This is a genomic window from Gordonia sp. L191, from assembly GCF_030077625.1.
In the GTDB taxonomy this organism is placed as follows: Bacteria; Actinomycetota; Actinomycetes; order Mycobacteriales; family Mycobacteriaceae; genus Gordonia; species Gordonia polyisoprenivorans_A.
The window spans coordinates 4515656-4538459 of record NZ_CP125996.1; the positions used below are offsets into that span (position 1 = coordinate 4515656).

Here is a 22804-nt window from a genome sequence, read left to right on the forward strand (position 1 = left end):
TTCCCCCGATGGTCGACCCGGCCCCCGATGGTCGACCCGCCCCCCGATGGTCGAGCGCTTCCACCTTCCGACGCTTGCCCTTCCCCCCGATGGTCGAGGTGCGAGCCGCGTGCGGCGAGCCTCGAGACAGCTTGCGCCGGTGCTGGTTCGGTCAGACAGGTGGTGCGGATACACCCCTGGCGGTCAGCGTTCGCGCAGGATGAGGTCGGCGATACCGTCGCGGTCGGTGACGTCGAGTTTGGTGCACGCCCGGTAGATGTGGCCCTCGACGGTGCGCACCGAGACGGTCAGCCGTGCGGCGATCTGCTTGTTGGACAGGCCGGAGGCAACGAGGTTGGCGATTTCGCGTTCGCGGGTGGTCAGCGGCAACGGCTGGGCGGCCTCGACGAGGGCCGGGGTGCGCAGCCCACCGCAGGCGGCGGCCAGCCGGTTGGCCATCGACGACGATGCCACCGTCGCCGACCGTCGACCCGAACGGTCGTGGACGGCGCTGGCCTGGGCGGCGACGTCGGCCGCCGACAGTCGACGACCGAGCTTCTCGAGATCGGCTGCGCAGACGTCGAGTTCGATGCCGTCGCCGGCCGCGTAGGCCGCAGCGTGGCGGGCGTAGATGCCCGCGAGCGGGCCGTCGACCTGTTCGGCCAGTTCGGCCAGACGGGGTCCGGCGCTGGCATCACCGAAGCGCACCGCGGTGTGCAACGCCTCCGCCTCCACTGCCAGCTGCCCGGTCTTGGCCGCCAATTCGGCTGCTGCCCAGGCACGTTCGATACCGATGGACACCGTTCCCGCGGCGGCGGCCTGCCACGCCTCGGCGACCCACAGCATCGGCCGGAACACCGCGACGTGCAGCCCGTCCCGGGCGCGTGCGCGACCCAACACCTCCTCGGCGCGGGGCGCCTCGCCCAACGCGCTGAGCGCTTGGGCCAGAAAGACATACGCGGGGAAGTTCCACGATGCCGAGTACTCGTCGCCGTCGAGGGTCGCCAGGGTCTGCTCGATACGCCGCACCACCGACGCGCAGTCGCCGCGCGCCAACTCGACCGCCGACACCAGGATTCCCGACATCGCCCAGCTCAGATACTGTGCGGTGTTGGCGAATGCGACGTAGCGCTGCACCGCGTCACCGGCCGCGTCGACCCGTCCGGACAGGATCAGTCCGAGGATTTCGCCGATGCCTGCCGGGTACCGGAGCAGCCCGTCGGTGTAGCGTTCGGCCTCCCGTGCGCGACGGGCCAGCGGATCGAGTTCGTCTCCGCGACCGGACAACGCGCGCGACAACATCCCGCCGAAGACTCCCCACTCGACCGCCCACGGCAGGGCGTTCGGGGACTCCAGCGCGACGTCGGACAGCGCGATCGCGTCGGCGATGCGATTCTCGAACAGCGCGCACGCCGACGCGATGCCGTCGACGATGCGCAGCAGGTTCTCGTCGTCGACCTCGGCACGCACCTTCTCGAGGATCTCCTCGGCGCGCTCGGCCTGATTCATCACCCAGAACATGTTGCCGACGCGCTGCAGACCGATCCGCAGCCGCAGCGGCGCGTCGAGTCCGGTGGTGTCGATGTGGGCGAGGACGTCCTCTGCCTCGTGGGGATGGCCCTGCCACATAAGAGCCCGGGAAAGCAGTTCGGCCTCGGCCGGACCGCCGCCCTCCTCGATCGCCGCCCGCGCGAAACGTTCCCCCATCGGTGTCTGCGCCAGGTTGAGTGCGTCGCCGGCGGCCGCCGACAATAGACCCAGATCGACCGCCGAGGTGTCGCTCTCCAGCGCCAGCTCGGCCAGCCGGATACGGTCCAGCGGGGTCGCGAGCGGACGTTCCCGCAACGCGCGCACGAGATTCCCCCGCAACCGCCGCGACGACGCGAAACCCAGCCTGCGCCGGATCACCTCACCGAACAGCGGATGGTGGAAGCCGACGTTGAGTTCGCGCCCCTCTCGCTCGATGCGCACGAGCCCGTCGATCTCGGCCTGCTCGACTGCTTCCTCACCGGCGACCTCGGCCAGCACGTCGAGGTTCAGCGGTTCACACAGGCTGAGATACTTCAGCGCGGTCAGCACCGCCTCGTCGAGCTGTTCGATACGCCCGTCGAGCAGTGAGGCGAGTTCGGAGGTGATCGCCGCGCGCCCGCGCAGCTGCCACACGCCGTTGACCTGACGCAGGGTGTTCGCCTGGCGCGCGCCGTCGACGAGATGCCGCAGGAACAGCGCATTGCCTCCCGACGCCGCCCACATCCGGTCGGCCGAGTGCTCCTCGAGCTGCCCACCGAGGACCGACTCCACCAACTCCACACTCTGCTCTTTGGTGAACGGCGACAAGGTGATCCGCAGGAGATGGTTGTCCTTCCACAACGACGTCACCGCGTCCGGGACGGACTCGCCGCTGCGGACGGTCGCCACGATGTGCACGGCTCGGTCGATGGCGAGCTGATGGAGCAGCGTGGCCGAGAGCTCGTCGAGCAGATGGGCGTCGTCGACGCCGATGACCGCATTACCGGCGGCGAGCAACGATTCGCGAGCCGCCGCGAGATAGGTGACCGGATCGCTCGACGTCGCCGGGCCGACGAGGTGGGCGAAGACACCGAGCGGGATCGATCGGGCCGATTCGGTCCCGGCAACCCATCGCACTCCCGTGCCGATCCCGGCCGTGACGTGTCGCGCGAGCGTTGTCTTGCCGACGCCGGAATCACCGGTCAGCACCACACCGCAGACCGCGGTCTCGTCCCGCAGGGCGGCGGAGATGGCTCGGTATTCTTTCTCGCGTTGGACCAGAGGCCAGTTCGCCATGTGGGTATTTTAGTCCTTTTATCAGCTAAAACGCAGCGTTGGTTCAGCTGTTCGACGGGCGCGGACGAGCTGGGCGGCTCACGCGTCGCGTTGATTCGCCAACCACACCCCGGCGACGAAGACGACGACGGCCCACAGCGCGAAGTACACCAGCGAGACACCGGAGTTCCAGTGGTAGTCATCGCCGGCGGTGGCCCCGGAGAGAAAACGTGATCCGTTGGCGAACGGCAGGAACGGCCCGACCCAGTCCTTCACCTTGGGCACCGCGCCGAGGATGGTCTCCACCACGAGCATCCACACCAGCACGATCGAGATCGCGCCGGCTGTCTGCCGCACCAGTGCGCCGACCCCCATCGACAGCAGCACACACAGCGCCGCGTAGACGGGGATGCCCCAGATCTGCCGGATGACGGTGGCATCGCCGAAGCCGAAGCCGCCGATGCCGGCGACCAGGATGCCCACACAGATGACGGTGAGGACCAGCATCGTGACGAAGGTCAGCGACACGTAGACCGTTGCCTTCGCCAGCAACGCCGAGGTGCGCTTGGGCACCGCGAGGAACGTCGCGCGAATCGTCGAGAACCGATATTCGCTGGTGATCCCGAGGACGGCCATGATCATCAGGACGATGACGGCGAACTGGTTGAGCCCGAGGAGCGCGACGCTCAGCGCGGAGCCGTCGACATCGGCCGAGGTCGATGCCGTGGCGGTGTCGGGCCCGGCGGTCTCGTTGACATTGCTGGCCAGACTCGCGAACAGCGCGGTGACGCCGAGACTGAGGATCACCACGAGGCCCATGCACCAGTAGGGCGAGCGGATGGAGGTGAGCTTGATCTGCTCGGCACGCAACAACTGGATCATCGGGGTCCCCCGTCCGCAGGGCCCTGCTGCGGGTGGCCACCGGGCGGTGGGTACTGGCCGGGTGGGTACTGGCCGGGTGGGAATTGTGCGGGCGGGTACTGGCCGGGCGGGACCTGTGCGGGTGGCCCCCATTGACCCGGCCGGCCCGACGCCTGCCCGGGTACCGGACCGAAACCCGGCGCGGGTGCGGGCGGCGCCACGGCAGCGCCCGGCTGCTCGGTGCCGCCGTGATACTCCACGGCGTGGGCGGTCATCGCCATGAACGCTTCCTCCAGCGAGGCGGTCTGCGCGACGAGTTCGTGCACGGTGACCCCGGCGGCCGCGGCGACGTCGCCGACCTGATCGGTGGTGATGTCATCGAGGGCGAGCACCGGCCGACCCTGCTGGTCCTGCTCGGGGCGCGGCGATAGTCCCGCCGAGACGAGTGCGTTGTGCAACTGCTCGGGTTGCGGGGTCCGGACCCGCACCACGGTGCGAGCCGACGCGGTGAAGTCCGACACCGAACTGTCGGCGATCAACCTGCCCTGGCCGATCACCACGAGCCGCTCGGCGGTCAGTGCCATCTCGGTGAGCAGGTGGCTCGACACCAGCACCGTACGACCCTCGGCGGCCAGGGATTTCATGAAGTTGCGAATCCAGACGATGCCCTCGGGGTCGAGCCCGTTGACCGGCTCGTCGAAGAGCAGGGTGTGCGGATCACCGAGCAGCGCGCCGGCCAGCCCGAGCCGCTGCGACATCCCCAACGAGAAGCCGCCGGCCCGTTTACGGGCCACCTGCGTCAGGCCGACGGTCTCGAGCACCTCGTCGGCACGCGTGGCGGGGATGCCGTTGCTCGCGGCCAGCCACCGCAGATGCGAGCGCGCACTTCGGTTGGGGTGCACCCATTTCGCGTCCAGCAGAGCGCCGACCTGCCGCAGCGGATGATCGAGCTCGCGGTAGGGCTTGCCGTTGATGATGGCGCGGCCCGACGTCGGCCGGTCCAGACCCAGCATCATCCGCATCGTGGTGGACTTCCCGGCACCGTTCGGGCCGAGGAAGCCGGTGACGACCCCCGGACGGACCTCGAACGACAGGTTGTCGACGGCACGGACGTTGCCGAAGTCCTTGGTGAGGTTCTCGACACTCAGCATGCCGACGACACTACACACCGCCCGTTACCACAGGCCTGCCACTGAATGACCTCGCACCGTCGGACGAGTGGCCCGTCCGACGAACGGCGCAACTCAGAGCTCCGGCGAGGAGGCCAGCGCCCATCGTCGACGGGGAATCCGGCCCGCGGTGGCGGCCAATCGCCCGGCGGCGACCGCGTGCCGCATCGCCGACGCCATCCGCTCGGGATCGTCGGCGCGCGTCACCGCGGACGCCAGAAGAACTGCGTCACAACCGAGTTCCATCGCCAACGCGGCGTCACTGGCCGTGCCGATGCCCGCGTCGAGGACCACTGGCACCCCCGCGGCCGACACGATCATCTCGATGTTGTGCGGGTTGCGGATACCCAGCCCGGTTCCGATGGGCGACCCCAGCGGCATCACCGCGGCGACCCCGAGATCCTCGAGCCGCGTCGCGAGCACCGGATCGTCGTTGGTGTAGGCGAGCACCGTGAAGCCGTCATCGACCAACTGCCGTGCGCCGTCGAGCAGTTCGACGGGGTCGGGCAGCAGGGTGCGGTCATCGGCGACCACCTCGAGCTTGACCCATGAGGTCTCCAGTGCTTCGCGGGCGAGTTGCGCGGTCAGGACCGCCTCGGCCGCGGTGCGGCTGCCCGCGGTGTTCGGCAGCGGCGCGATCCCCAGGCGCCGCAACACATCCAGGACGCCTGTCGTGCTGCCGGCATCGACCCGGCGCATCGCGACGGTCGTCAGCTCGGTGCCGGAGGCCACCAGTGCGCGTGACAGCACGTCGAGGGTGCTCGCCCCGCCCGTACCCATGATCAGTCGGGAGGTGAACTCGCGGTCGGCGATCCGCAGGGTGCCGGCGGCCGGTGAACCATCGACGGGTGGTACCCGGGTGACGCTAGCCACCTTGCACCGCCGTCACGACCTCCACGGTGGCACCGTCGTCGAGGACGGTGTCCCATCGGCTGCGCGGGACCACCGTGCCGTCGACGGCCACCGCAATCCCCTTGTCCGGCAGGCCCATCGTTGCCAGTAGGTCGCGCACCGATCCGCCCGGGCGAAGCGGGCTGTCGGTGCCGTTGACCGTGATCGTCATGTCGCATTCCTCTCCTCGCGCGCACCGACGAGCGACCCGTCGTCGGCGAGCACACCCATGAACACCTCGGAGGTATACGGCGCCAACACGATTCCGTTGCGCCCGTGGCCACCGGCGACGACGATCCGTTCATCAAGCCGTTCGATGATCGGCAATCCGTCGGGTGAGCACGGGCGAAATCCCGCGGCGGCCTCGACGAGCGCATAGTCGCGGACGCCGGGGAAGACCTCGATCGCGTCGGCGAGCAACTCGGCGACGCCGACGGCCTGCGGCGACGTCTCGCCGGAGCGCCATTCGTCCATGTCGCCCTCGTATTGGGTTGCGCCGACCACGATTCCGTCGTGTCGCGGCACCAGGTACACCATGCGCCCGTCGACCCGTGCCCGGATCACATGACGCGGAGGTGGCACCGTCGTGAGGTCGGCGCGCAGCCGCAGCACCTCGCCCTTGGCGAGATGGATCGGGGCTCCCGGCCACAGATCCGCCAGCCCGGCGCCCGCCGCGAGCAGGATGTGATCGGCGTCGTCGAGCTCGGCGAGATCGGCCACGCGGCGCGTGGTGATCCGGCCACCGGCCGCGACCAGCGCGGTCTCGAGGGCAGTGAGGAGTCGCCGATTGTCCACGGCCCCTTCACCTGTCGCGAGATAGCCGCCGCGCACCCGCGCTCCGATCGCCCGTTCCCGTGCCCGGACCCCGGCGGCGTCGATGCGGCTGAGCCGATCCACGGCGTGCGGACGGGTCGACCACACGAAGTCGGCGAGCTGGGTCAGATACGCCGCGTCGGCGGCGCTCGTCGCGACGAACAGGGAGTCGGTGGCGGTGGCGATCTGCGGGTCGCCGAGTCGCTCGATGAGCGCCGGCCATCGGCGGACCGACCGCTCGGAGATCGCGAGCAGCGCATCCTCACCGGGGTGGCCCTCACCGAGGGAGCCCAGCATCCCGCCGGCCACCCATGCCGCGCGCCGGTCTCGGCCGGCGTCGACGACGGTGACCCGCCAGTCGGCATCGGCGGCCGCAAGTGCGCAGGTCAACCCGATGACACCACCGCCGACGACGGCGAGGGTGCGGCGAGTGCCGCCCGCGGTGTCCGCGCGGTCGGCGGGGTTCATGCTCGGATGCTCATGCTCTGCAGTCCTTCCTTCGCCGGCATGATCCGGATCAGGTGTGACGGTCAGCGGGGGCGTCCCGCACTCTCAGCCCGGCGTACCCCGGACTCCCGTGTCGTGTCCTCCACCCTAACAGCGCGGCGAGGGGTGCGGGTACGCCCGTGCCCTAGCCTGTGAGACATGCCCCGAGAGAACCGGATTGCGCGCGAGATCGCCACCACCGACGATCCACGGCGGGCACGTCTGCGTGCCGCGCGTCTCTACCTGTGCACCGACGCCCGGCGTGAACGCGGCGATCTGCTGGAGTTCGTCGACGCCGCCCTGGCCGGTGGTGTCGACCTTATCCAGTTGCGCGACAAGGGATCTCCCGGTGAGCGGGAGTTCGGGGCCCTCGAGGCCGGCGAGGAGTTGGCGATCCTTGCGGAGATGCGCGGCGTCGTCGACGCACACGGGGCGTTGCTGTCGGTCAACGATCGCGCCGACATCGCGCTGCTCGCCGGTGCCGACGTCCTGCATCTCGGTCAGGGTGATCTGCGGCCCGAGCAGGCGCGGCGCATCGTCGGCGACGACGTGATCGTCGGGGTCTCCACCCACGATCCCGACCAGGCCCGCGCCGCGATCGCCGACGACGCCGTCGACTATTTCTGCGTCGGTCCCTGCTGGCCGACACCGACCAAACCCGGGCGCGCCGCCCCCGGCCTCGGGCTCGTGCGGGAGGTCGGAGAGGTATCCAAGCCGTGGTTCGCGATCGGCGGCATCGACGCCGCGCGGCTGCCCGAGGTCCGCGACGCCGGAGCCCGGCGCGCGGTGGTGGTGCGCGCGATCACCGCCGCCGACGACCCGACGGCCGCTGCCGCGCAGTTGCGCGCCGGTCTGGCGTAGACCGCACCGGACACCTTTGTCGCCCGCGGACACCCGGAACTCCCTTGCCCGCGGGTGTGCGACGGCGTTAGAATGGCCTGATCATGTGCACACGAATCGCGCTCGTAACCCGCCGCAGCGGGGGTCTGATCTGACCGACCCCCCGCTGCGGGGTCGTTGCGCGTTCTCGTCGGTCATCTTCTCTTCGACCGAAACGATGATCCACGATGCACAGTCGTCACCTTTCCCCTGCACCCTGTTCCTGTACCGAGTCGCCCGGCGACGCGGCGCGACTACCCCGAGGTATCCGTGAGGAGGCAGACGGCATGACCTGGCAGGAATTCACCGAGCTGTACGCCGACACCGGCACGATCCGGCTCGGCTCGCTCTCGATCACCCCCGCACCGGCCGACATGATCGAATGCCGCGCGACGATGGCCTACGCCGACCGCATCATGTCGATGTCGGCCACCGCGACCGGACCGGTCGGCGCGATGACCTCGATCCTGCACGACCTCGGCGCCTCGGTGTCGATCGTGTCGTTGCACCAGCGTCCCACCGACGGCGGGTTCGCGGCGTTCCTGCTGTGCGAGCGCGACGACCGTCAGTGCTGGGCCTACGGCGACGGCGCCACCGGCGACGAAGCCAACGTCAACGCACTCATCGCCGGCGCGAACCGACTGCTGCCCCGGTAGCGGCCGGGGCCCGTTCAGTTCTGGGGATCGAGCGCGGCGATCCGGTCCCGCAAATCGGGCCAAGCCTCACCGAATGCCGGATGCAACGGCAATTCGTCGACGTCGGCCTCGTCGACCCAGCGCAGTTCCGCCGATTCGCCGTTGGCGACGGTTCGAACGGGTTCGTCGATGTCGGCGATGACTGTTGTGTACGTCCAGCCACCCTTGGCGCGGTGGGTGACCAGCGCGGCGACCACCTCGACGTCGGCGGGGTCGAGACCCGCTTCTTCCTGCGCCTCACGCAGTGCGGTGTCGATGGCACTCTCGTGCGAGTCGCGCGCACCACCGGGTAGTCCCCACGTCCCACCTTGGTGCGACCACACCGCCCGATGTTGCAGCAATATCAGTGTGCGGCCGTCGGGCTGCGGGGTGCGCAGCAACAATCCGGCCGCACCGTTGACACCCCAGTACCGTGACCCATCGGTGTCGATGACCCAGCCGTCCCCGTCTCCACGCACCGCGACTCCTGACGCCGACCGGCGATCCGGGCTCTCCGGGACTCGCCGCCGACCTCCACCGTATGTGAGTGCGGCCACTGGAGCCAGGTTCCCGGAAACACCACGCGTGGTGAGTCCGAGGTCACGTGCGCGCGGCTAGGGTGGAAACAGACCGGCACCGAAAAGGCGATAAGACCCGAGGGGGCCACGTCGTCACTTCGGACGGGGATGCCGGGGCGAGGACAACGACACGAACGACCGACGAGCCAGAAGGGATCGTGTAGTGACCGGCCAGGCATCTCCCGTGCGGACGGTGCTCACCCGTGCGGGCAAGACCATCCGGCCCAATGCGTCGTCGCCACCGATCCGTCAGGTCCTCGCCGACCGTCGCGAGCTGATGTCGCTGGGGCGCACCCGAACCCAATCGCCGTTGGCCACGATGCGCCACTACGCGGGCACCACGCCCGGGAAGTTGGTGATGATCGGGGTGGTGCTCGTTATCGCCATCCTGGGCGTGGGCTGGTACGGATCGACCGTGCTGCAGGACCGCACCAACGCGCTGAAGAACATGATCGACCAGGGCGAGCCGCTCGCCGAGGCCTCACAGGTGCTCTACAGTTCGCTGTCGATCGCCGACGCCTCGGCCAATTCGGCCTTCATCTCCGGCGGGCTGGAGTCCCCCGATCTGCGTAGCCGCTATTCGAATGCGCTGGCCACCGCGTCGGCGTCGTTGATGAAGGCCGCAGGCACCTCGGGGGCGCCCGGCGAGGACACCGACCACGACGATCGCGCGGTCAACGCCGACCTGCAGACCCTGGCGACGACGATCCCCGTCTACAGCGGGCTGATCGAGACCGCGCGCACCAACAACAGACTGGGCAACCCGGTGGGCAGCGCCTATCTCGGGCAGGCGTCGGCGGTGATGCACGATCAGATCCTGCCCGCGGCGCAGCGCCTCTACGAGCGCCGATCCGGCGCCATCGCCGATCCCCAACGCACCCTGACCATCCCGCCCTACGGGGTGTACTTCGGGTTGCTGGTTCTCGCGCTCGCGCTGATCGGCACCTCACGCTTCCTCAAGAAACGCACCCGTCGTCGGTTCAACATCGGGGTGGTCGCCGCGTTGACCGCGACCCTCGGCGGTCTGGTCTGGCTGTTGGTGTCGGGGCTGGCCTCGGTGGCCGCGACCAATTCGGCGAAGACCGACGGCGCCGACCCGCTGCGGCAACTCACCGAGGCCCGCATCCTCACCCAGCAGGCGCGGTCGGCGGAGACCTTGTCGCTGGTCCAGCGCACCGATCAGTCCGATCTCGATCAGACCTTCTCCGGCGCCACCGCCGGGATCAGCACGATCCTCGCCGACCTCGGTGGCCAGACCAGTTCCGACGACGGCGCGTTGACCAGCACCCAGGTGCGGTCCATCACGACCGCCCTCGATCAATGGCGCGAGTCCGACCAGAAGACGCGCGCGGCCATCGAGCGCGGCGACTTCGCACAGGCCCGAACCCTCACCATCGGCGCGGACCCACAGAGCACCGCGAGCAGTTACGCCGCGGTCGATTCGTCGCTCACCGATGCCATCACCACCACCCGCACGTCGTTCCGCGACGACATCAACACCGCTCAGCGCGTCATCGGATACACCGGGTCGGGGATTCTGGTGTTGACCGTGTTCGCCGCCGTGGCACTGGCGCTCGGCCTGGTGCCGCGGGTTCGGGAGTACCGATGAGGCGCCGCAAATTGTTGGGCCGCAGGTTGATGGGCCGAGATGGCGCCGTCGCGACTGTGGTGCTCGCGTTCGGCCTGCTCACCACCGGTTGTGTCACCTTCACCGCACCCGACTCGCCACCGCCCGCCGCGCAGGCCATCACCCCGACCCCACCGGGCGCGGAGACCGAGACGACCACCGAACCGGTCCCCGACGCCGACGCCTGCAACGCAACGGCCAGCCTGCGACCGCCCGATCCGATGCCGGAACCCAAGCAGATGCCACCGGGCAGCACCATGGCGGCGATCGCGGCGCGCGGGCGACTCATCGTCGGCACCGACATCGGCTCAAACCCGTTCAGCTTTCGCGACCCGATCAGCGGCGACCTGCAGGGTTTCGACGTCGACCTCGCGCGCGAGGTGTCGCAGGCGATCTTCGGCGACCCCAACCGCATCGAGTTCCGGGTGCTCAGCTCCAACGATCGCATCGACGCGCTGCGCAGCGGGTCGGTGGACATGGTGGTCAAGACCATGTCGATCACCTGTGACCGGTTGGCGTCGGTCAGCTTCTCGACCCCGTATTACATTGCCTCGCAACGCATACTCGTGCTGCGTAACTCCGGGATCACCGATGTCGACGGTCTGGCCGACAAACGGGTGTGCTCGGCCCGGGGCGCCACCTCGATCGGACGGATGCAGGCCGAACAGCCACGTGCCAAGATGATCACGACCGTCACCTGGGCCGACTGTCTGGTGATGTTGCAGCAGGGCCAGGTCGACGCCGTCACCACCGACGACGCGATCCTTGCCGGTCTGGCCGCACAGGACCCGTGGGTGCAGATGGTGGGCCCCGGATTCGGTTCGGAGTACTACGGCATCGGGCTCCCCCAGGGCCACGACGACATGGTGCGTTTCGTCAACGGCGTGCTCGCGCAGGCGGTGGCCGACGGACGCTGGTATGCCATCTACAACCGGTGGCTCAGCAACATCGGCCCCGGCTACGGTCCACCACAGGCGATTTACCGGGACTGAGCGACGATGACCGAACACGACGACGAGGCAGACGCCGAGGTGGGTACCCAGCGGGTGGAACCCGCCGACCTCGACATCGGTACGCAGCGAGCCGATCTCGGTGATCTCGACGTCGGCACGCAGCGAGCTGATCCGGCCGACCTCGATCCCGGCACCCAGCGGGCAGATCTCGCCGCGCTCGTCGACACGGGCATGACGTCGTCGGGTGGTCGCACGACCACCTCCCCGGTGACCGGCTCCACCGATCCCGTCGTGCGGTCGGGGCCGGTCATCCCCACCGAGGCGCTGGCCTCGGTGGGCCACACCCGGCGCCTGGTACCCAAACGCCGTCCGCAAGTCCATGATCGGCGGCTCGGTACCGGGCTGGTCGAACTACCGAAGGTCGTCGATATCGAGCCGGCCGACGCCGTTCTGGACTTTCCGGTCATACCCGAGGGCAAGCGCACCTGCTGGCGATGTGGGCGTCCGGTGGGCCGCGACGACGGCGAGGGTGCCGGAGATCTCGCGGGCACCTGCCCGCACTGTGGTGCCCGCTATTCGTTCGTCCCCGGCCTGGCGCCGGGAACCGTGGTCGCCGGCCAGTACGAGATCGCCGGCGCCATCGCACACGGCGGACTGGGGTGGATCTATCTGGCGATCGACCGCAACGTGTCCGACCGTCCCGTCGTCCTCAAAGGCCTTCTCAATTCCTCGGATTCGGAGGCACAACAGGTCGCGTTGGCCGAGCGGCAGTTCCTGGCGTCGGTGAACCATCCCGGTATCGTCAAGATCTACAACTTCGTTGAGCATGTCACCGCCGACGACGACCGTTTCGGTTACATCGTGATGGAGTACATCGGCGGCCAGACCCTCAAGCAGATCACTTCCGCCGGAGCCGATTCTGGTGGTTCGCATGCGGTGATGCCGATCGAGCAGGCGATGGCCTACATCCTCGAGGTGCTGCCCGCGATCGGGTATCTGCATTCGGTGGGACTGGTGTACAACGACGTCAAGCCCGACAACGTGATGGTCTCCAGCGACGAGGTCAAGCTCATCGATCTCGGTGCCGTGTCGGCGATCAACGGATACGGGCATCTCTACGGCACACCGGGTTTCCAGGCTCCGGAGATCGTGCAGTCCGGGCCGCAGGTGGTCACCGACATCTACAGCATCGGTCGCACGCTGGCGGTGCTCACCCTCGACATGCCCATGGAGAAGGGCCGATATCTCGACGGGTTGCCCGACCCGGAGACCATCCCGGTGCTCGCCGAGAACCCGTCGTATTACCTTCTGTTGCAACGTGCCACGGCCACCGACCCGGCAGAGCGATTCTCCTCGGCCGAGGAGATGACCACCCAGATGCTCAACGTGCTCCGCGAAACCGTCGCGGTGCACACCGGGGTGCCGCGACCCTCCCTGTCGACGGTGTTCACCCCGCAACGCTCCACTTTTGGCACCGATCTGATGCTGGCACCGGTGGACGGCTTCTTCGACCCCGACCTCGCAGCGTTCTACGACCCCGTCGACATCGCCCATGCCCTGCCCGTGCCGTTGGTCAATCCCACCGACCCGGCCGCGGGACTTCTCAACTCGGCGGCATTGTCCGACCCCCGGCAGACCCTGGATTCCATCAATGCGGCACGGGCCGAGGGATTCTCGTCACTACTGGGTCGACGGTCGAACAACGCGCACCCGTCACTGGAGATCGATCTGGCCGAGGCCCGCGCACACCTCGAACTCGACGACGTCGACACCGCATTGTCGGTGCTGCAGAACGTGACCGCACAGCACGGCGAGTCCTGGCGGGTGGACTGGTACATGGGAATCTGCGCCCTCATGAACGACGAACCCGAACTCGCCCATGAACGATTCACCGATGTGCTGCAGGCGATGCCCGGCGAGGTGGCCCCGAAGCTCGCCGCCGCCGGAACCGCCGAGATCATCGGGCGGTGGCTGACCGACGAGAAACATCCGAGCGAGGAAGAGCCGGAACATTCCCCGGATGCACGCATCGCCGAGATGTACGACGTGGCCGATCGGCTCTACCACGACCTGTGGCTAACCGACCACAGCATCGTCACCGCTGCTTTCGGTCTCGCACGCCTGGCTGTGGCCCGAGGCGATTTCGACGCCGCGATCGAACCGCTCGACGAGGTCCCGCCGACCAGCCGGCACTACAACACCGCTCGTGCCACCGCCGTCCTCGCCCTCGTCCACGGACGCGCCCCCGAACTCGTACAGAAGCGTCAGCTCGTCGAGGCGGCACGACGCCTGGAGGCGATGCCCGACTCCGAGCCGAGGAAATCGCGTCTGCAACTGATCGTCCTCGGTACCGCGATGGGGTGGATCATGGAGCATCCCGACGAGTCGGGCGAACCCAGCACACTTCTCGGCGTTCCCTTCACCGAGCGCGGCCTGCGTGCCGGTACCGAGCGCTCGCTGCGCACCCTCGCCCGACAGATGCGCAACAACCGCGACAACCGTTTCCTCCTCGTCGACCTCGCCAATTACGTTCGGCCCGATAGCCTTTTCTGATCTCGTCAGCCCGGGAGCCGACGCCACTTCTCCCAATGGTCGAGGTGCACGGCGCCCAGGCGCCGGGCCTCGAGACCCTCTTCCCCGATGGTCGAATAAACCCGCCCCACCCGGCCGTCGCGAACCCCTCTTCCCTCGATGGTCGAGGTGCGAGCCGCGTGCGGCGAGCCTCGAGACCGGGCGAGATAGCGCTTCTCCCAACCACATCTACCGTCGCACGACTTGAACGCGAGCCGAATGTGCAGACGCCCCCAATTCACCAGCCGCGTCTGCACAGTGAAGCCGAGGACACATCACTCCCGACGGTCACCCCCGGATGGTCGAGTAACCCGCCCTACCCGACCGTCGAGAACTCTTTCCCCGATGGTCGAGGTGCACGGCGCCCCAAGCGCCGGACCTCGAGACCCGGCGAGACAACAAGCCTCCCAACCACATCGAAAGCAAGACAAACGAAACCCGGACTCCCTACCACACCCCACCGACAGAAAATCGGCGCCGAAACACGTTGTTCACAAGCAGAATTCACCAAACTTCCCCTTGCATCGAACACCCTGGCGAGGCACACTGGACCCATCACACCGATCAGCCACCGGGGAGGGGCCCATGATCGAATCCACTACCATTCTTGACGCGGAAACCGTTGACGCCGAAGCAATCTTCGCCACCATCGTCACCCAACTCAGCGACCTGCAATGGAATCCGGACATGACCGGACCCCAAGCCTTCGGTGCCATGAAGCAAGTCCTGCTGTTGCGGAACCTGGTCGATCACCACGCCACCACCCTCACCGGCGAACTTGATCGCCTGGGCGTGGCCGACCACAAAACCACCCGGCTACGGGAGCTGTTGATCAGCATGGGTTTCGCACCCGCCGTAGCGGGTCGATATGTGCGGATGGCCGGCACCACCGACATTGATCTGTTGCTCGCGCATGCCGCCGACGGGTCCATCTCCTCCGAACACACCGACGCCATCGTCCACGGGTTGGCGCACATCGACACCCGATGCCCCGAACCTATGGACACCGTCCACCGGTGTGAATACCTGCGGAAACTGCTGTCACACTACTTCGCCGGATTCACCCCCGCCGAGATCAACCTCTACGCACGGCAGCTGGGGAACGAGTTGGCGGCCGACACACCTGGCGGGTTACCAGCGGCGGAGGACAAGACGATCAACTCCTACACCGACCGCATCACCGACGACGGACGGCTGGAGATCTCGGCGAACCTCGACATCATCGCCGGCGAGAAAACTCGCACTCTGATGGAAACGCTGTCGGCGCCCAAACCTCAACCCGACGGGTCCCCCGACCCCCGCACCCCGGAACAAATCTGTGCCGCCGCGTTCGAAACGATCGTCGAACTCGCGGCACAAGGATTGGCCGACACCACCTTCTCCGCCAAACCGACCAACGGCCTGTTGTGGACCTGGTCGGCCGACAACCCGGCACTCGGCGGCGAGTTGCAGAACATGGGTCCGATCACCGAAGCGACCGCCAAGTTGTTGTCGTGTGACACCACGATCACCAAAATCGTGCTCGACCCCAACGGTGTACCGCTCAGTGTTGGTGAAGAGAAACGCTTCTTCACACCCGGCCAACGCAAAGCGTTGTTGGTCCGCGACCGTGGATGCATCAAATGCGGCGCCCACGCCGGCCGCTGCCAAGGACACCACGTGCAGCACTGGGCCGATGGTGGTCCCACCGACCTCGACAACGGCTGCCTCCTCTGCACCAGCTGCCACGACGATGTGCACCACCACGGCTGGGACATCATCATCGGATTCGACCGACACCCCTGGCTGATCCCACCCGCCAGCATCGACCCGAAACGACAACCAGTGCCGTCGTATCACCGACGCACCATGCGACTCGACGACGCAGCAGCCTGACCTACGCTGCCCCACTACCTGATTCCTGCACCCGGCCGGCCGGGACCGCATCTGTTGTTTGAGAACTCCATAGTGAAATCCCACGGTGGTGACCCCCGGAGGGCGGGGGTCACCACCCGATGGTCGAGGTGCGAGCCGCGTGCGGCGAGCCTCGAGACCACCTGCAGCAGAGCTGGAACCGAACCACCGTGGACCGGAAGCCTGTCGACACAAGGGGTCTCGAGGCTCGTCGCTAGCGCTCCTCGGCACCTCGACCACCGGGATGGAAACACCCCCAATGGTTGCGATGTCGCGCCACCCGTGGCCCGGAAACCCCTTCGACACAAAGGGTCTCGAGGCTCGTCGCTAACGCTCCTCGGCACCTCGACCATCGGGATGGGACGGGCTGGAGCATTCCCGCGCGGGGTGGGACGGCAATCCGGGAGGGACCGGTCCCCCCGATGGTCGAGGTGCGAGCCGCGTGCGGCGAGCCTCGAGACCGACTGCTATGACGCTGGATTCGGACCGCAGGACGTCACGAGCGAGCCAGCGGTTCGCGGACGGGGGCGGGCACACCGATGACGTGGTCGGCGGGGTCGAAGTGCGACATCATGCGGCGGTAGGTGCCGGTGTAGGTCGGCCACATCACCGAGTTGCGGCCGGTCGAGTCGATATACCAGCTGCCGCAACCACCGGAATTCCAGACGGTGGTGCTCAGTTGGGCGTCGAGGGCGGCGACGTAGGCGTCGTGTGCCGCCTCGGTGACCTCGACGGTTGGTGCGTCTACGGCTTTCAGGTGCGTCAGGGCTTGCCCGATGTAGTAGGCCTGGGCTTCGAGCATCAAGATGATCGACGAGTGACCGAGATTGGTGTTGGGTCCGTACAGCAGAAAGAGATTCGGGAAATCGGGGACCTCGACGCCACGGTAGGCGCTCGGCGAACCGTGCCACACCTCGTCGAGTCGCCGACCATCGCGTCCGACGATGACTTTCGCCAACGGCGGACTCGTCGGGGTGAAACCCGTCGCGAAAATGACGGTGTCGACGTCGAATTCGGTACCGTCGGCGCTCACCGCACCGGTCGGCGTCAGCGATGACAGAGCACCGGTCACCCTGGTGCGCGGATGCGCCAGCGCCGGATACCACTTGTTACTGATCAGGATTCGCTTGCAACCGATGCTGAAGTCCGGCGTGAGTCGCCGGCGCAACCCCGGATCGGTGACCTGCCGACGCAGGTGCGCGAGCGAGATCGCGCGAAACGCGCGGAGGACTCGTTGGTGGTGCGCCATCGCGAACACATGGAACTCGTGGGTGAGCCACGTGAACTTCCGGGCGGCCCGGTGCGCCTTCGGGAATCGTTGATAGACAGCTCGTTCCATCGGTCCGATGGTGCGGTCCAGACGAGGGATGACCCACGAGGGCGTGCGCTGGAAGACCACGAGTTCGGCCACCTTGTCGACGATCTCGGGAACCACCTGGATCGCCGACGCCCCGCTACCGATCACCGCAACCCGCCTACCCGTCAGGTCGTGCGCGTGATCCCATGCAGCCGTGTGGAAGACGGTGCCTTCGTAGGCGTCGAGCCCCTGGACCGCAGGTATCGTCGGCGCCGACAACGCACCGGGTGCCGCGATGACAAAGCGGGAACGTATCGGCCCCTCGGAGGTCTCGACGGACCAACGCTGCTCGTCGGAGTCCCATGTGGCAGAGAGCACTTCGCATCCATACCGAATCTGATCAATGAACTCGGCGGCGACGGACTCGGCGTAGTTCTTGATCTCCCATCCACGTCCGTAGGTGTGAGACCAGTCCGGGTTGTCGGCGAACGACAACGAGTACAACGAGGTGGGCACGTCGCAGGCGGCACCCGGATAGCTGTTGTCGCGCCACACGCCACCGGGACTCTCGGCGCGTTCGACCGCCAGCGCCGTCAGATCCGGATGGTCGGTCCGCAGACGATGCAGCGCGGCAAGGCCACCGAATCCGACGCCGACGATCAGAACGTCGGGTTCCGCCACAGGGTTCGTGCTCATCGGTTCAATGCCTCCATCAGCGTGGTGATCATCCGACGCGCGAACTCGCGGTCGGCGCCGGGCTCGCGCAACAGCCGTGAGATCGCCAGGCCGCGCGCCAGTTCGGCGGCCAGCTCGATCTGTTCAGTCGAGTACCGGCCGCCGAATACCGCGACACCGGTGGTGACGAGTTCACCGGCGATCCGCTCCTCCACCGGGATCAGCGCTTCCCGCAGCACCGGGTCGGTGCGGGCGGCCACCCACAATTCCAGTGCGGCGTAGAAGAGCGGCCCGTCGAACACCTCGAGGAGCAGCGTCAGATCCTCCGCACCACTGCCGGCGCGTTCGATGATCTCGGCCTTACGACGATCGACGAGGCGTCCGATCGCGGCAACCACGAGAGCCTCCCGCGTGGGGAACTGGTGCAGCAGCGCCCCGCGCGACACCCCGGCCCGGCGGTTGACCTCTTGGGTGGTCGTCGCCCCGTATCCCCGCTCGATCAGTGAGGCGATCGTCGCGTCGAGTACCTTCTCCCGCGTCGCCGCCGAGCGTTGCGCCTGCGTACGCGGCACGGTTGCGGGCGCCGCATCGGTATCAGCCATAGCGGCGATCGTAGCCGCAAAATCAAAAACAGTCCAGAGTGCTTGTAAGTTTGCTCAGGCGCTTTCCCCGACCACCTCGGCCGCCTGCCGGGCGATCGCTAGCTCCTCATTCGTCGGGACCACCAGCACCGCGACCGCACTGTCGTCGGTGGAGATCCGTCGCGCCGTCCTGCTTCGCTCCGCGTTGCGGTCGGGATCGATGACGATGCCGTAGTTCTCCAGCCCGGCAAGCGCATCGGCGCGGACGCCCGCAGCGTTCTCCCCGACACCCGCGGTGAAGGTGATCGCATCCACCCGACCCAGATCGATCATGTACGAACCGATGTAGCGGCGGAGCCGGTGAATGTAGACGTCGTAGGCGAGTTTCGCGGCCTCGTCGCCACGTTCGATGCGCTCGGTGACCGACCGGAAGTCGTTGTCACCGCAAAGCCCTTTGAGACCGGAGTTCTTGTTGAGGAGGGCATCGATCTGGTCGGCGTCGAGCTTGACGACCCGATGGAGATGGAGCACGACGCCGGGATCGATGTCGCCGCTGCGGGTACCCATCACGAGTCCTTCGAGAGGCGTCATCCCCATACTGGTGTCGATGGGGTCGCCACCACGTATCGCCGACGCCGACGCACCGTTGCCCAGATGCAGCACGATCTGATGCACCTCGGACGGGTCCTTGCCCAGCAGCGGCGGCACCTGCCCGGACACATACTGGTGGCTGGTCCCGTGAAACCCGTAGCGGCGGATGGCATGCAGCTTGGCCACACCGCGATCGATGGCGTAGGTCGCCGCCGCCTCGGGTAGTCCGTGAAAGAACGCGGTGTCGAAGACCGCGACCGACGGCACGTCGGGCAGCATTTCGCGGGCCGCCTCGATCCCGGTCAGGTTGGCCGGATTGTGCAGGGGTGCCAGCGAGGAGATACGGCTGATCTCACTGATGACGTGGTCGTCGATGAGTGTCGGGTGGTAGAAGGTGCGTCCACCGTGTACCACCCGATGCCCCACCGCCGAGAGTCCTGCACTGGCGAGATCGATACCGCCCGAGGCGAACAGCTCTCGCACTCGCCGGATGGCGGCGAGGTGATCCGGGAGTTCGAGCGTCTCGGTGGTCTTCTCGCCGCCTTGCTCATGGGTAATCGAACCGTCGTGGTCGCCGATCCGTTCGGCGATCCCCTCGGCCACCACGACCTCGGTATCGGGGTGTACCAGTTGATATTTCAGTGACGATGAGCCCGCGTTGAGAACCAGGACCGCCCCGGCGATGTGGTCGCTCATGCTTCTCGCCGCCTCGTTGTCGCCATGTTCTGCGCCTGGATCGCGGTGATCGCGACGGTGTTGACGATGTCGTCGACCAGCGCGCCGCGGGACAGATCGTTGATCGGCCGCCGAATGCCTTGCAGCACCGGCCCGATGGCGACCGCTCCGGCGCTGCGCTGGACGGCCTTGTAGGTGTTGTTACCGGTATTCAGGTCGGGGAAGATGAGCACCGTCGCGCGCCCGGCGACCGGCGAGTCGGGCATCTTGGTCGCCGCCACCGACGGTTCGACGGCGGCGTCGTACTGAATCGGGCCTTCCACCAACAACTGTGGGGCACGTTCGCGGACCAGATCGGTGGCCACGCGCACCTTGTCGACGTCGGCGCCGGTTCCCGAACTGCCCGTCGAATACGAGAGCATGGCCACCCGCGGCTCGATGCCGAATCCGGAAGCCGTTGCCGCCGAGGAGATCGCGATGTCGGCGAGCTGCTCGGCGGTGGGGTCGGGCACGATCGCGCAGTCACCGTAGGCGAGCACCTTGTCGGCCAGACACATGAAGAACACGCTCGAGACCGTCGAGACCCCCGGCGTCGTCTTGATTACCTCGAATGCGGGCCGGATGGTGTGTGCGGTGGTGTGGGCGGCGCCCGAGACCATACCGTCGGCACGCCCGGTGTAGACCAGCATCGTCCCGAAGTACGAGACGTCACGCATCCGTTCCTGCGCCTGCTCGAAGTCGACACCCTTGTTCTTACGCAACTCCGCATAGATCTGCGCGAACTCGTCGGTGAGCGGTGAGGTCGCGGGGTCGATGACCTGCACACCGTCGAGATCCACCCCGAGCTCGTGGGCGCGGCGCGGTACGGCCGTCTCGTCGCCGAGAATGATCAGCGACACCACCCCACGACGAAGCAATCGCCCTGCCGCGCGCAGGATTCGGTCGTCGTCGCCCTCGGGCAGCACGATGCACCGGCGGTCGGCGCGGGCCCGCACGATCAGCCCGTACTCGAACATCTGCGGCGTCATGATCGCGGGGGTCGGCACCTTGAGTACCTTCATCATCGCCTCGGGATCGATGTGGGTCTCCATCAGACCCAGTGCCGCCTCGATCTTGCGCGCCGACCCGACGGCGACGCGGCCGCGGGTGTTGGCCGCGGTGCGGGCGGTCTCGTAGGTCCCCTGCTCGCACATGATGATCGGCAGCGTCGACTGCAGACCGTCGACGAGCGCGTCGATCATCGGGTGCGGTCGCATCCCGCCATTGAGGATGATGCCCGACAGCCGCGGGAATCCTTGTGCCGCATTCGCATTGACCAGCGCAAGCAGGACGTCCGAGCGGTCGGCGGGGGCGATGACCACGGTACCTTCGGACAGCCGTTCCAGGATGTGCTCGACGGTCATCCCGCCGACCATCACCTTGAGCGCTTCGCGGTCGAGGAGCTCCGGGTCGCCGCTGTACAGACTCGCCCGCAACGAATCCTTGAGTTCGGCCATCGTCGGTGCGAAGAGCACCGGCTGCTCCGGCAGACACCACGTGGGCACCGAGATCCTCGACAGCTCGGCCGCCACCGCCGACATCTGTTCGGGGTCACACCGATTCGCGATCACGGCGGCCGTGGTGGCGTGGATGGCGGCGATGTCGGCGAGTAGATGCTCGGCGGTTTCGCGCACCTCCACCGGCGTACGTCCGGACGCGTTGAGCGCCAAGATGATCGGCGCCGAGAGGTTGGCGGCGACGCGCGCATTGTAGGCGAGTTCGGACGGGTTGCCGACATCGGTGTAGTCCGAGCCGATGATCACCACCGCATCGCAGAGCGCCTCCACCGCGTGGAACCGGGCCACGATCTCGGCGATCGCGCCGTCGGGTGCGGCGTGTACCTGGTCATAGGTGACGCCGATGCAGTCGTCGTAGTCGATGTCGGCCGAGGCATGCTCGATGAGCATCTCGACGAGGTAGTCAGGCTCGCCGGCGCCGGCCCGCGAGATCGGCCGGAACACCCCTACCCGACCGCCGGTCGCACTCAGTAGAGACAGCACGCCGAGCGCGACGGTCGACTTCCCTGTGTCGCCCTCGGCCGAGGCGATGTAGACCTTGGTGGAAACCTCCGGGCCCGACACCTCCGGGCTCGACACCACCGGGCCCGACACCACCGCCCGGTCGTTCGATCCGTCCTCGTCGGTGGCGGTGGTCGTCTCTGCACCCATGGCCGTAACCCTAGTGGTTCTGCTCGACCTCAGTCGGCCGGCCGATCGGTGGCCGGCGCTTCGTCGGGCTCATCGCTGACGATCGCCCGGACCACCAGGTCGGCGATCTGCTCGTCGGACAACGAGCTGTCGGGAACCAGCATCACCGAATAGATCACGCGCACCAGGAACTCGGCTGCCCCACGGGCGTCGGGCACCAGGTGTTGACCGATCTCGGGCGCCATGTCGGGTAGCGCCTCGTCGACGATCCGGGCAACCAGCGATGGCCCCTCGGAGTCGGTGGTGCTGATCAACGCCCGCACGATCTCCTCGGGTTCGTGACGCAGCACATATTGCAGGGCCTCGTGCTCACGGATGTAGGGCAGCACGTGACGGATCTGGGCGCGCACCTTGCCCGCGGCATCGGATTCGGTCGCCGCCCACTCGCGCAACTGCACGCGCAACTGGGCGACCTCGCGGTCGACGATCGCGGCGACCAGCGCGTCGCGGCCACCGAACATGCGGTAGGCGGTCGCCCGTGCCACCCCGGCGTGCCGGGCCACCGAGGTCAGACTCAGCGTCTTCGCGCCGAAACGCGACACGAGTCCGACTCCCACCTCCACCATCCGATCGCGATCCAC

General features: G+C 67.6%; 18 protein-coding genes. 6 read left to right on the plus strand and 12 right to left on the minus strand.

The window, feature by feature from the left end; genetic code table 11:
• Positions 1-183: 183 nt before the first annotated feature.
• From QNM97_RS20505 to QNM97_RS20530, 6 genes are all read right to left on the minus strand, one after another.
• On the minus strand, positions 184-2784 hold the full coding sequence (locus QNM97_RS20505; RefSeq protein ID WP_283820081.1) for a helix-turn-helix transcriptional regulator: 2601 nt from the start codon (positions 2782-2784) through the stop codon (positions 184-186).
• Positions 2785-2862: 78 nt separating this feature from the next.
• Positions 2863-3645 (minus strand): DUF2705 family protein, encoded by a 783-nt coding sequence (locus QNM97_RS20510; RefSeq protein ID WP_283820082.1) that lies wholly within the window; start codon positions 3643-3645, stop codon positions 2863-2865.
• On the minus strand, positions 3642-4775 hold the full coding sequence (locus QNM97_RS20515) for an ABC transporter ATP-binding protein (RefSeq protein ID WP_283820083.1): 1134 nt from the start codon (positions 4773-4775) through the stop codon (positions 3642-3644). Before QNM97_RS20515 ends, QNM97_RS20510 begins: the two co-directional genes overlap by 4 nt.
• A gap of 93 nt (positions 4776-4868) precedes the next feature.
• Entirely contained in the window at positions 4869-5573 is a 705-nt protein-coding gene (locus tag QNM97_RS20520) for a thiazole synthase (RefSeq protein ID WP_283823267.1), read from the minus strand.
• A gap of 85 nt (positions 5574-5658) precedes the next feature.
• Entirely contained in the window at positions 5659-5856 is a 198-nt protein-coding gene (gene thiS / locus QNM97_RS20525; protein ID WP_283820084.1) for a sulfur carrier protein ThiS, read from the minus strand.
• The gene (locus QNM97_RS20530) at positions 5853-6965 is read right to left on the minus strand and encodes an FAD-dependent oxidoreductase (RefSeq protein ID WP_283820085.1); all 1113 of its coding nucleotides are present in this window, start codon (positions 6963-6965) and stop codon (positions 5853-5855) included. The genes thiS and QNM97_RS20530 overlap by 4 nt, the downstream gene beginning before the upstream one ends.
• 177 nt (positions 6966-7142) lie before the next feature.
• Here QNM97_RS20530 and thiE point away from each other — a divergent pair, with 177 nt between their 5' ends.
• The gene (thiE, locus tag QNM97_RS20535; protein WP_283820086.1) at positions 7143-7844 is read left to right on the plus strand and encodes a thiamine phosphate synthase; all 702 of its coding nucleotides are present in this window, start codon (positions 7143-7145) and stop codon (positions 7842-7844) included.
• 305 nt (positions 7845-8149) lie between these two features.
• The gene (locus QNM97_RS20540; protein WP_208793956.1) at positions 8150-8518 is read left to right on the plus strand and encodes a hypothetical protein; all 369 of its coding nucleotides are present in this window, start codon (positions 8150-8152) and stop codon (positions 8516-8518) included.
• Between the two features lie 14 nt (positions 8519-8532).
• Here the strand turns inward: QNM97_RS20540 and QNM97_RS20545 are convergent, their stop codons facing one another.
• Positions 8533-9015: an NUDIX hydrolase gene (locus QNM97_RS20545; protein ID WP_208793955.1), complete on the minus strand. Its 483-nt coding sequence runs from the start codon at positions 9013-9015 to the stop codon at positions 8533-8535.
• Between the two features lie 262 nt (positions 9016-9277).
• On the opposite strand from QNM97_RS20545, the gene QNM97_RS20550 reads away from it, so the two are divergent.
• From QNM97_RS20550 to QNM97_RS20565, 4 genes are all read left to right on the plus strand, one after another.
• Positions 9278-10723, plus strand: coding sequence for a GlnX family signal transduction membrane protein (locus tag QNM97_RS20550; protein WP_283820087.1), 1446 nt, complete (start codon positions 9278-9280; stop codon positions 10721-10723).
• The gene (locus tag QNM97_RS20555; RefSeq protein WP_283820088.1) at positions 10720-11733 is read left to right on the plus strand and encodes a transporter substrate-binding domain-containing protein; all 1014 of its coding nucleotides are present in this window, start codon (positions 10720-10722) and stop codon (positions 11731-11733) included. Before QNM97_RS20550 ends, QNM97_RS20555 begins: the two co-directional genes overlap by 4 nt.
• A 6-nt stretch (positions 11734-11739) precedes the next feature.
• On the plus strand, positions 11740-14247 hold the full coding sequence (locus QNM97_RS20560; protein WP_283820089.1) for a serine/threonine-protein kinase PknG: 2508 nt from the start codon (positions 11740-11742) through the stop codon (positions 14245-14247).
• A gap of 603 nt (positions 14248-14850) precedes the next feature.
• Positions 14851-16140: an HNH endonuclease gene (locus tag QNM97_RS20565; protein ID WP_283820090.1), complete on the plus strand. Its 1290-nt coding sequence runs from the start codon at positions 14851-14853 to the stop codon at positions 16138-16140.
• A 514-nt stretch (positions 16141-16654) separates the two neighbouring features.
• Here the strand turns inward: QNM97_RS20565 and QNM97_RS20570 are convergent.
• The 5 genes from QNM97_RS20570 to QNM97_RS20590 are packed head-to-tail and all read right to left on the minus strand — an operon-like array spanning position 16655 to position 22804.
• On the minus strand, positions 16655-18151 hold the full coding sequence (locus QNM97_RS20570) for a flavin-containing monooxygenase (RefSeq protein WP_283820091.1): 1497 nt from the start codon (positions 18149-18151) through the stop codon (positions 16655-16657).
• A complete protein-coding gene (locus QNM97_RS20575; protein ID WP_283820092.1) occupies positions 18148-18732 on the minus strand; it encodes a TetR/AcrR family transcriptional regulator in 585 nt (194 codons plus the stop codon). Before QNM97_RS20575 ends, QNM97_RS20570 begins: the two co-directional genes overlap by 4 nt.
• Positions 18733-18786: 54 nt before the next feature.
• Positions 18787-19998 carry an acetate kinase gene (locus QNM97_RS20580; protein ID WP_283820093.1) on the minus strand — a complete coding sequence of 404 codons (1212 nt, stop codon included), beginning with the start codon at positions 19996-19998 and terminating at the stop codon, positions 18787-18789.
• The gene (gene pta, locus QNM97_RS20585) at positions 19995-22184 is read right to left on the minus strand and encodes a phosphate acetyltransferase (RefSeq protein WP_283820094.1); all 2190 of its coding nucleotides are present in this window, start codon (positions 22182-22184) and stop codon (positions 19995-19997) included. Before pta ends, QNM97_RS20580 begins: the two co-directional genes overlap by 4 nt.
• A 29-nt stretch (positions 22185-22213) precedes the next feature.
• On the minus strand, positions 22214-22804 hold the full coding sequence (locus QNM97_RS20590) for a TetR/AcrR family transcriptional regulator (RefSeq protein ID WP_283820095.1): 591 nt from the start codon (positions 22802-22804) through the stop codon (positions 22214-22216).

Coding starts and splice junctions, on each gene's coding strand:
- QNM97_RS20505 (WP_283820081.1), bottom strand. CDS start 2,784: ATGGCGAACTGGCCTCTGGTCCAACGCGAGAAAGAATACCGAGCCATC.
- QNM97_RS20510 (WP_283820082.1), bottom strand. CDS start 3,645: ATGATCCAGTTGTTGCGTGCCGAGCAGATCAAGCTCACCTCCATCCGC.
- QNM97_RS20515 (WP_283820083.1), bottom strand. CDS start 4,775: ATGCTGAGTGTCGAGAACCTCACCAAGGACTTCGGCAACGTCCGTGCC.
- QNM97_RS20520 (WP_283823267.1), bottom strand. CDS start 5,573: ATGGGTACGGGCGGGGCGAGCACCCTCGACGTGCTGTCACGCGCACTG.
- thiS (WP_283820084.1), bottom strand. CDS start 5,856: ATGACGATCACGGTCAACGGCACCGACAGCCCGCTTCGCCCGGGCGGA.
- QNM97_RS20530 (WP_283820085.1), bottom strand. CDS start 6,965: ATGAACCCCGCCGACCGCGCGGACACCGCGGGCGGCACTCGCCGCACC.
- thiE (WP_283820086.1), top strand. CDS start 7,143: ATGCCCCGAGAGAACCGGATTGCGCGCGAGATCGCCACCACCGACGAT.
- QNM97_RS20540 (WP_208793956.1), top strand. CDS start 8,150: ATGACCTGGCAGGAATTCACCGAGCTGTACGCCGACACCGGCACGATC.
- QNM97_RS20555 (WP_283820088.1), top strand. CDS start 10,720: ATGAGGCGCCGCAAATTGTTGGGCCGCAGGTTGATGGGCCGAGATGGC.
- QNM97_RS20560 (WP_283820089.1), top strand. CDS start 11,740: ATGACCGAACACGACGACGAGGCAGACGCCGAGGTGGGTACCCAGCGG.
- QNM97_RS20565 (WP_283820090.1), top strand. CDS start 14,851: ATGATCGAATCCACTACCATTCTTGACGCGGAAACCGTTGACGCCGAA.
- QNM97_RS20570 (WP_283820091.1), bottom strand. CDS start 18,151: ATGAGCACGAACCCTGTGGCGGAACCCGACGTTCTGATCGTCGGCGTC.
- QNM97_RS20575 (WP_283820092.1), bottom strand. CDS start 18,732: ATGGCTGATACCGATGCGGCGCCCGCAACCGTGCCGCGTACGCAGGCG.
- QNM97_RS20580 (WP_283820093.1), bottom strand. CDS start 19,998: ATGAGCGACCACATCGCCGGGGCGGTCCTGGTTCTCAACGCGGGCTCA.
- pta (WP_283820094.1), bottom strand. CDS start 22,184: ATGGGTGCAGAGACGACCACCGCCACCGACGAGGACGGATCGAACGAC.